The organism is Bordetella petrii (assembly GCF_020991325.1).
In the GTDB taxonomy this organism is placed as follows: Bacteria; Pseudomonadota; Gammaproteobacteria; order Burkholderiales; family Burkholderiaceae_B; genus Bordetella_A; species Bordetella_A petrii_E.
Genome location: NZ_JAJMLX010000199.1, coordinates 1 through 8,653 on the forward strand (window position 1 = coordinate 1; position 8,653 = coordinate 8,653).

Here is an 8,653-nt window from a genome sequence, read left to right on the forward strand (position 1 = left end):
CACAGCCCAGCACGCACCAGGCCACCAGCCGCTGCCGCAGCGCCCGGTACCTGGCTTCGTACATGTGCCGCAGCTCCTCGGCGCGTTCGGCGGTGCGCCGCCACGAGGCACGGGCCAGGGCCAGGTACTCCGTCTCGAAGTGCCGCTCCAGGTCGTCTCGTTGGGTGTCGGTAAGCCAGCCGAGCCGAGAAGCAGCGCGGGCCGCCCCCGCACGGCCCTCCTCCCGTGCCGCGGCGAGCAGCAGATGGCCCTCGATCTCCTGGACGAGCGCCCGTTCCTCTCCGGTGCTCATCGCGCGGTCAGCTCCCGTTCCTTGTGCCCCGCCTGCGGATGGTGCAGGTCGAGCCGTCCCGGCGCGCGGCGGCCCTGGCCGATGGCCAGGTGGACCTGCTGCTGGCCGACCGCATCGAAGGCCGGTCAACGGCCGGCCTGGATGCGCCGGATGTGCTCGCGGTGCCTGCGGGCTATGCGGCGCGCCCCAAGGCGGTCATTCGCAGCGACACGCAGCTTGAAAGCTGGAAGCAGGTGCAAGGCCATTCGGTGTGCATGGCCACGGCGGCGTTCCAGGCGCAAGAGCTGGCCGCGCGCTGGGGCGCCACGGTGCGTACCTACCGGGTGCCTTCCGATGCGCTGGTAGCCGTGCGCGAAGGGGCCTGCGACATCGGCCTGGTAGATGACGCAATGTGGTCGCCGCTGATGAAATTTCCCGAATGGAAGAAGTTTTCTTCCACGCTGCCCGCCGACGGCCCGCGCGCCGAGCGCATATGGCTGGTATCGGCGCGGGACCGGGCCGGTGCCGCATGGCTGGCCGACGCCATGCAGGACTGGCGCGGCCAGGGCGCCTGGAAGGGCATGACGGACAAATGGGCGCGCGACGTCGCCTTCGATGTGTACCTGGACCAGGAAGTGCCCGACTGCCACGGGGGGTGAAGGGCGCCTACAATCGCGGCGTATGAGCGATACATTGCAGGCGCCTTGCGCCTACCAGGAAGAAATCAAGAAAAGCCGTTTCGCTGCCTGTGCCGCGCCGGTGGGCAGTGTGGCCGAGGCCATGGCGTTCCTGGCAGCGCACAGCGACCCCGGCGCCACGCACAATTGCTGGGCCTATCGCATTGGGCAGGAATACCGCTACAACGACGACGGCGAGCCCGGGGGCACGGCCGGACGCCCCATTCTGCAGGCCATTGAAGGGCAGGGGCTGGACCGCGTGGCGGTGCTGGTGCTGCGGTGGTTCGGGGGCATCAAGCTGGGGGCCGGCGGGCTGGTGCGCGCGTATGGGGGCTGCGCGGCCCAGTGCCTGCGCCTGGGGCCCCGCGTGCCCATCATCGACACCCTGCGGGTGAATTGCCGGTGCGGCTACGCGGAGTTGCCGCTGCTGAAGGCCCGTGCCAGCCAGGCGGGAGCCAGTATCGAAGCCGAAACCTTCGATGGCGAAGGGGCTGCGTTGACGCTGGCCGTGCCGCGCCACGCGCTGCGCGACCTGGAACGCATCGCCGCCGACATCACACGCGGGCGCGCCTGCTGGCAGCCCGTGCCGCCGCCAGGTTAGTGCGCTGTCCCATAGATACGCCGCCACGAAACGCGCCAGTTGGGGCTGCACACTAGCGCGGCGCCACGGGTTTACTTGTCGCCGCCTTCCTGGGCGTCGGCAATTTCCTTGTGGACCTGCGCCATGTCCACGGCCTTGATTTTTTCCAGCAACTCGCCCAACTGGCCGGCCGACAACGCGCCGGGCTGGGAAAACAGCAGCACTTGTTCGCGAAACACCATCAAGGTGGGAATCGAGCGGATGCCCAGCGCGCCGGCCAGTTCCTGCTCGACGTCGGTGTTCACCTTGGCGAACGTCACGTCGGGGTGTTGTGCGGCGGCTTGCTCGAATACCGGCGCGAAGCCCTTGCAGGGGCCGCACCAGGGGGCCCAGAAGTCGACGATCAGCGTGTTGCCGGGGGTGATGGCTTCCTGGAAGGAATCCTTGGTCAATTCAACGATGTTGTTGCTCATGCTTCGCATCCTTGCCGCCGGGTGGGCGGCCTTGTTGGCCATGCGGCCGGTTGGGCGGGCCGGTGGGCCCGCGCAGATTCCCGTCCCCCGCGGGGCGGGCCGTTCAGGCCATGGGCCTGTACACCTAGGCGGCAGCCTGGGTGGCGGTGCCGACGCCGTTTTTCAGCGAGGCAAGTATTTCGTACGACCGCAGGCGGTCGGCGTGACGGTAGAAATCAGAGACGATCATGACCTCGTCGGCCTCCGTGCGGGCAATCAGGTCCTGCAGGCCCTGCTTGACGGTGTCCGGTCCGCCCACGATGGACGCCGCCAGCTTCTGCTGCACGGCCTGCTGCTCCCATTCGTTCCATTGCCCGTCCATGGTGTCAACGGGCGGTTGCAGCGGCAGCCGGTTGCCCCGGATCAGCGAAAGGAACTTAAGCTGCTGGGTGGTGGCCAGGTAGCGGGCCTGTTCGTCGGTGTCGGCCGCGATGACGGGCACGCCTATCATCGCGTACGGGCGCGCCAGCGTGGCCGATGGCTTGAACAGGTGCCGGTACAGGCGCATGGCGGCCATGCCCTCGGGCGAGAAGTGGCCGGCAAACGAGAACGGCAGCCCCAGTTCGGCGGCCAGGCGCGCGCTGAAATCGCTGGATCCCAGCAGCCAGATGGGCACATCCAGCCCGGCGCCCGGGATGGCGCGCACCGATTGCCCGGGCTGTGCCGGGGCCAGGAAAAAGCGCAGTTCTTCCAGCAGTTCGGGAAAATCCAGGCCGCTGCGGGGGCCGCGGCGCAGCGCCTGCTGGGTGGCGCCGTCGCTGCCGGGCGCGCGGCCCAGCCCCAGGTCGATGCGGCCCGGGAACAGGCTTTCCAGGGTGCCGAATTGTTCGGCGATGATCAGCGGCGCGTGGTTGGGCAGCATGATGCCGCCGGATCCCACGCGCAGTGTCTTGGTATGGGCGGCCACCTGGCCGATGATCACCGCCGTGGCGCTGCTGGCCACGCCCGTGATGTTATGGTGTTCGGCCAGCCAGAAGCGCCGGTAGCCCCAGCTTTCGACGTGCCGGGCCAGGTCGACCGTATTGCGGAAGGCGCCCGCGGCATCGCCGCCCTGGACAATCGGGGCAAGGTCGAGCACGGAAAAGGGCACGCGGGCCAGTTCGGTCATGGGGTAAATCTCCGGTAATTCCAGGGGCGCGGGTGCCCGCGCAGGCGGGCATCTGTCCTGTACATGGAGAGTGTATCGGCGAAATCAACCCATGGCCCGAGCAACCATATGGCCGATCGGGTCGATAGCCTGAGTCAATGATGGCGTGCGAACAAGGCACGCAAGCTGCGTGCCGGCGCGGCTGCCTGCGATGTCTGGCTGCCGAAGGGCGCCAGACATCAATGCCAGCCGCTACTACTGGGCGTTCGGGATGGCCGCGGCTATTCGGGGAAGAACGCGTAGCGGATGACGAACAGGGCGGCCACCAGCCACGTGGCGGCATGGATTTCACGCGCGCGGCCGGTGCAGGCTTTCAGTACCACGTAGCTGATGAAGCCGAAGGCCAGGCCGTTGGCGATGGAGTACGTGAACGGCATGATCAGGGCGGTGAGGGCGGCCGGGGTGGCTTCCGACACGTCGTTCCAGTCGATGTCGATCAGTTCGCGCATCATCAGGCCGGCCACGTACAGCAGGGCGGGTGCCGTGGCATAGGCAGGCACCGAGCCGGCCAGCGGCGCGATGAACAGCGCGGCCAGGAACAGCACGCCCACCACCAGCGCGGTCAGCCCGGTGCGGCCGCCGGCTTGCACGCCCGAGGCGCTTTCCACGTAGGCCGTGGTGCTGCTGGTGCCCAGCATGGAGCCAGCCACAATGGCCGTGCTGTCGGCGAACAAGGCGCGGCCCAGGCGGTTGGGACGGTTCTCGGGCACCAGCCCGGCGCGCTTGGCCACGCCCATCAGCGTGCCCGTGGCGTCGAACACCTCGACCAGCACGAACACCAGAATGACATGCACGAAGCCGGTGTGCAGCGCGCCCAGGATGTCCAGTTGCATGAAAGTGGGCGCCAGGCTGGGCGGCGCGGAAAACACGCCATGGAATTCGTTGTAGCCCAGCGCCATCGAGAGTACCGTCACCACCAGGATGCCGATCAGGATGGCGCCGCGCACGCGCAATGCGTCCAGCACGGCAATGATGAAGAAACCCAGAATCGCGAACAGCGGGGCATGGCCGCGCAGGTCGCCCAGGGTGACCTTGGTGGCGGGGTGAGGCACCACGATGCCGGCGTTGGACAGCGCGATGATCGCCAGGAACAGCCCGATGCCCGCCGCGATGGCGCTGCGCAGCGAATGCGGAATGCCCTTGATCAGCCACGCGCGCACCCCGGTGATGGTAAGCAGCAGGAAGATCACGCCCGAGATGAACACCGCGCCCAGCGCCTGTTCCCAGGTGTAGCCCATGGTCTTGACCACGGTGAAGGCGAAAAAGGCGTTCAGGCCCATGCCGGGCGCCATGCCGATAGGCCAGTTGGCCACCAGCGCCATGATCAGCGAACCCAGCGCCGCCGCCAGGCAGGTGGCCACGAACACGGCATTGCGATCCATGCCGGTGGACGACAGGATGTCCGGGTTGACGAAGATGATGTAGGACATCGTCAGGAAGGTCGTCACGCCGGCGACGATCTCGGTTCGCGTGTTGGTGCCGTGTTCGCTCAGTTTGAATAGCTTCTCCAGCATTGCGTTCCCCGGTGGTGGTTCAGTGGTTGGTATAAAAGCCGCCATTTTCGCACCAGATGTAAACTTCCGGGATGATCATCCTTGGCTTCGAAAGCTCGTGCGACGAGACCGGCGTGGCCGCCGTCAGCACCGAGCGCGGCCTGCTGTCGCACGCCCTGCATACCCAGATCGCCATGCACCAGGAATACGGTGGCGTGGTACCCGAACTTGCCTCGCGCGACCACATCCGCCGCGCGGTGCCGCTGGCGCGCCAGGTGCTGGCCGAAGCCGGGCTGGGCCTGGGGGACGTCGACGCCGTGGCCTATACCGCCGGCCCCGGCCTGGCCGGAGCCCTGCTGGTGGGGGCCAGCGTAGCGCAGGCATTCGCCTGGTCGCGCGGGCTGCCGGCCATCCCCATCCACCACCTGGAAGGGCATCTGCTGTCGCCATTGCTCGACGACCCCCGGCCCGATTTCCCCTTCGTGGCCTTGCTGGTGTCGGGCGGGCACACCCAACTGATGCGGGTCGATGGCGTGGGCCGCTATACGCTGCTGGGCGAAACCCTGGACGATGCCGCCGGCGAAGCCTTCGACAAGTCGGCCAAGCTGATGGGCCTGGGGTACCCCGGCGGGCCGGCCCTGTCGCGGCTGGCGGCGTCGGGCGATGCGCGGCGCTTCGTGCTGCCGCGCCCCATGCTGCACAGCGGCGATCTGGACTTCAGCTTCAGCGGCCTGAAAACCGCCGTGCTGACGCGCGTGAAAGAAGCCGAGCGGTCGGGCGGGCTGGACGACGCCACGCGGGCCGACCTGGCGGCGGCTACACAATCGGCCATCGTGGAAGTGCTGGTGGCCAAGGCCGTGCGCGCCTTGAAGCAAACCGGCCTGAAGCGCCTGGTGGTGGCGGGCGGCGTGGGGGCCAATCTGATGCTGCGCGAGTTGCTGGCCCAGTCGCTGGCGCCGCTGCGGGCGCGCGCTTATTTCCCGCCGCTGGCGTTATGCACCGACAACGGCGCCATGATCGCTTTTGCGGCGGCCGAACGGGTCAAGGCCGGGCTGGTATCGCTGCAGGCGGGCCAGCATGCCTTCACGGTGCGGCCCCGCTGGGATTTGGCCGATATCGCGGCAGATGCGCCGCGCTGACGCGGCGCCGCACTATTTTTTCTTCGCGCCAATGCGGCTTTCGGTGCCCGCCAGCAGGCGCGAAATATTGGCCCGGTGCCGGTAGAACAGCAGCACGCCGATGATGGCCAGCGCCACGGCCACAGGGGCTTGCGCATACCAGGCCACGCCCGAACCGAACAGGTAATACACCGGCGCGAAAAACGCCGCCACCAGCGCGGCCAGCGAGGAATAGCGCGAGAACACGGCGATGATGACCCACGTGGCCACGGTGGCCAGGGCCAGCCAGGGATCGATCGCCAGCAGGATGCCCAGCGCCGTGGCGACCCCCTTGCCGCCCTTGAAGCCCAGGAACACCGGGTACAGGTGCCCCAGGAACACCGCCAGGGCCGCCAGGGCGTATACGTTCCACGACAGGCCGGGCGCCAGGGCCTGGGCCAGCCACAGCGCGAACCAGCCCTTGGCGGCATCGCCCAGCAGGGTCAGCGCCGCCGCGGCCTTGTTGCCAGTGCGCAGCACATTGGTGGCGCCCGGATTCTTCGACCCATAGCTGCGCGGGTCTTTCAGGCCCATCAGCTTGCTGACCACTACCGCGAAAGGAATCGACCCGATCAGGTAGGCCAGCGCGACCAGCGCGGCACTGAGGAAGATTGAAGGGGCGGTCTGCACCATGTGTAGCGTCCGTGATTGCGTGAAGGATAGTGGCAGCGGATTCTACCTTGCGGGCCAGCGCGGCGTTTGCGGGTTATCCATGATAAGCGCGGGCCATTCATCATCGCGGCCCGCAGGCAGGCAGCCTGCAGGCGGTACAATCTGTCGCGTTTTACGAGCGCGTTTTCTTCTGGATGCACAATGCGAATTCTGGTTTCCAACGACGACGGTTACACCGCCCCCGGCCTGGAGGCGCTGGTCCAGGCATTGGAGGGGCTGGGTGACTTGACCGTCGTGGCGCCCGAGACCAATCACAGCGGGGCATCGAATTCGCTGACCCTGAACCGGCCCCTGACGGTGCGCACTGCCGCGAACGGGTTCGTGTGCGTCAACGGCACGCCCTCCGACTGCGTGCACGTGGCCCTTACCGGCCTGATGGACGGCCGGCCCGACCTGGTCGTGTCGGGCATCAACAACGGCGCCAATATGGGCGACGACACGCTGTATTCCGGCACGGTGGCCGCGGCCGCGGAAGGGTACCTGTTCGGTATTCCCGCCATTGCGTTCTCGCTGGCGGAAAAAGGGTGGGAACACCTGGATTCCGCCGCGCGCGTGGCCCGCCAGGTGGTCGAGCGCCAGATCGCCCAGCCCCTGGCCGCGCCCGTGCTGCTGAACGTCAACATACCCAGCCGGCCGTACGAGGCCCTGGGCGGCTTCCAGGTCACGCGCCTGGGCAAGCGCCATCCGTCCGAGCCCGTGGTGCGCACCACCACGCCCTACGGCGACACGGTGTACTGGATCGGCCGGGTAGGGCTGGCCTCGGACGCGGCGCCGGGCACCGATTTCCACGCAATGAACAACAACATCGTGTCGGTCACGCCGTTGCGCCTGGACCTGACTCAACATGGCCAGCTGGACGAAATCCGGCAATGGGCGGACCCCTTATGCGCAAGCCAGTGAACCCGCCCGGCGGCCCGTCCCGCACCCGTACCGGTTACGGGGCCACCGGCCTGGCCCCGGGCATTACCGCCACCAACAGCAACACCCGCATCTCGCCGCCCACGCTGGCGCGCCCGGCGCCGGCAGACGCCGGGTCGGCGCGCGACGGCAATCTGGGCCTGAATTCCGACCGCCTGCGCCAGGCCATGGTGCAGCGGCTGCGCGGGCAGGGCATCAGCGACGAGCGGGTGCTCAATGCCATGGGCGCCGTGCCGCGCCACCTGTTCGTCGACGAGGCATTGGCCAGCCGCGCCTACGAAGACGCCGCGCTGCCCATTGGCCATTCACAGACGATTTCCCAGCCCTGGGTCGTGGCGCGCATGATTTCCGCCGCTTGCGAAGACCGCACGCCCACCCGGGTGCTCGAAGTAGGCGCGGGCTGCGGCTATCAGGCGGCGGTGCTGGCCCAGTTCGTGCGCGAGGTCCATGCCATCGAGCGCATCCGGGGCTTGTTCGAATTGGCGCGCAGCCACTTGCGCGCCCTGCGCCTGGCTACCCGGGTGCGCCTGATCCACGGCGACGGCATGCTGGGCCTGCCCGGCGTGGCGCCGTTCGATGCTATTGTTGTGGCTGCGGCCGGTCTGGCCATTCCGCAAGCATTGCTGGCCCAGTTGGCGCCAGGCGGACGCCTGATCGCCCCAGAAGGCGCTTCCAGCCAAAGACTGGTGCTGATCGAACGCACCGGCGCTTCGACATGGAAGCGCACGGAACTGGAAGCGGTACGATTCGTGCCGCTCAGGGCCGGAATACAATCTTGAGCAAACCAGGAGAAGCACATGCTCAACGGGCAGTTGCCACTGACCGATCTTAATTTCGCACAGGCGCCGTCGCGCCTGTCCCGCGTCACACGGCTGGCCGGCGTGTTCAGCCTGGTCCTGCTGGCCGGCTGCTCGTTCAACAAGAACCGCGCCCCTGTCGTCGACCTGTCCAACCAGCCCGCGTCCACGCAGGCGGGCGGCACCTATGTGGTCAAGCCGGGCGATACGCTGTACCAGATCGCGCGCGCCAACAATGTCGACGTCAACAGCCTGAAGCGCTGGAACAATATCAACGACCCCAACCAGATCAGCGTGGGCCAGGTGTTGCAGTTGTCGGGTTCGGCCACGGCCGCCGCCACGCCGGCCGCCACGCCTTCCCCGGCACCGGTTGCCGAGTCCAAGCCGATTCCGCTGGGCGAGCCCGAGACGCCGCCGAACAGCGTACAG

General features: G+C 67.8%; 11 protein-coding genes. 6 read left to right on the plus strand and 5 right to left on the minus strand.

Annotation, left to right across the window (positions count from 1 at the left end):
- A partial coding sequence (locus LPZ50_RS17690) for a hypothetical protein (protein ID WP_230663146.1) occupies nt 1-292 on the minus strand: 292 nt, incomplete at its 3' end.
- Between the two features lie 23 nt (nt 293-315).
- Here LPZ50_RS17690 and LPZ50_RS17695 point away from each other — a divergent pair.
- Both LPZ50_RS17695 and LPZ50_RS17700 read left to right on the plus strand, forming a co-directional pair.
- Nucleotides 316-930, plus strand: a complete 615-nt coding sequence (locus tag LPZ50_RS17695; RefSeq protein ID WP_419195609.1) for an ABC transporter substrate-binding protein — start codon at nt 316-318, stop codon at nt 928-930.
- Nucleotides 931-952: 22 nt separating this feature from the next.
- Nucleotides 953-1,549 (plus strand): IMPACT family protein, encoded by a 597-nt coding sequence (locus LPZ50_RS17700; protein WP_230663148.1) that lies wholly within the window; start codon nt 953-955, stop codon nt 1,547-1,549.
- Nucleotides 1,550-1,620: 71 nt separating this feature from the next.
- Here LPZ50_RS17700 and trxA read toward each other — a convergent pair whose 3' ends face one another.
- The 3 genes from trxA to LPZ50_RS17715 all read right to left on the minus strand — a co-directional run bounded on the left by trxA (nt 1,621) and on the right by LPZ50_RS17715 (nt 4,701).
- Nucleotides 1,621-2,001 (minus strand): thioredoxin, encoded by a 381-nt coding sequence (gene trxA / locus LPZ50_RS17705; RefSeq protein ID WP_230663150.1) that lies wholly within the window; start codon nt 1,999-2,001, stop codon nt 1,621-1,623.
- 124 nt (nt 2,002-2,125) lie between these two features.
- Nucleotides 2,126-3,148 carry an LLM class flavin-dependent oxidoreductase gene (locus LPZ50_RS17710; RefSeq protein ID WP_230663152.1) on the minus strand — a complete coding sequence of 341 codons (1,023 nt, stop codon included), beginning with the start codon at nt 3,146-3,148 and terminating at the stop codon, nt 2,126-2,128.
- 260 nt (nt 3,149-3,408) lie between these two features.
- A complete protein-coding gene (locus LPZ50_RS17715; protein ID WP_230663154.1) occupies nt 3,409-4,701 on the minus strand; it encodes an NCS2 family permease in 1,293 nt (430 codons plus the stop codon).
- 71 nt (nt 4,702-4,772) lie between these two features.
- On the opposite strand from LPZ50_RS17715, the gene tsaD reads away from it, so the two are divergent.
- Nucleotides 4,773-5,819 carry a tRNA (adenosine(37)-N6)-threonylcarbamoyltransferase complex transferase subunit TsaD gene (gene tsaD, locus LPZ50_RS17720; protein ID WP_230663156.1) on the plus strand — a complete coding sequence of 349 codons (1,047 nt, stop codon included), beginning with the start codon at nt 4,773-4,775 and terminating at the stop codon, nt 5,817-5,819.
- Between the two features lie 12 nt (nt 5,820-5,831).
- On the opposite strand, the gene plsY is transcribed toward tsaD, so the two are convergent.
- Nucleotides 5,832-6,470: a glycerol-3-phosphate 1-O-acyltransferase PlsY gene (gene plsY / locus LPZ50_RS17725; RefSeq protein ID WP_230663158.1), complete on the minus strand. Its 639-nt coding sequence runs from the start codon at nt 6,468-6,470 to the stop codon at nt 5,832-5,834.
- 180 nt (nt 6,471-6,650) lie between these two features.
- On the opposite strand from plsY, the gene surE reads away from it, so the two are divergent.
- The 3 genes from surE to LPZ50_RS17740 all read left to right on the plus strand — a co-directional run.
- Complete coding sequence (gene surE / locus LPZ50_RS17730) at nt 6,651-7,409, plus strand: 5'/3'-nucleotidase SurE (RefSeq protein WP_230663160.1); 759 nt, start codon at nt 6,651-6,653, stop codon at nt 7,407-7,409.
- Entirely contained in the window at nt 7,394-8,206 is an 813-nt protein-coding gene (locus tag LPZ50_RS17735; RefSeq protein WP_230663164.1) for a protein-L-isoaspartate(D-aspartate) O-methyltransferase, read from the plus strand. Before surE ends, LPZ50_RS17735 begins: the two co-directional genes overlap by 16 nt.
- Nucleotides 8,207-8,224: 18 nt before the next feature.
- Nucleotides 8,225-8,653: M23 family metallopeptidase (locus tag LPZ50_RS17740; RefSeq protein ID WP_230663162.1), on the plus strand; the 429-nt coding region annotated here is incomplete at its 3' end.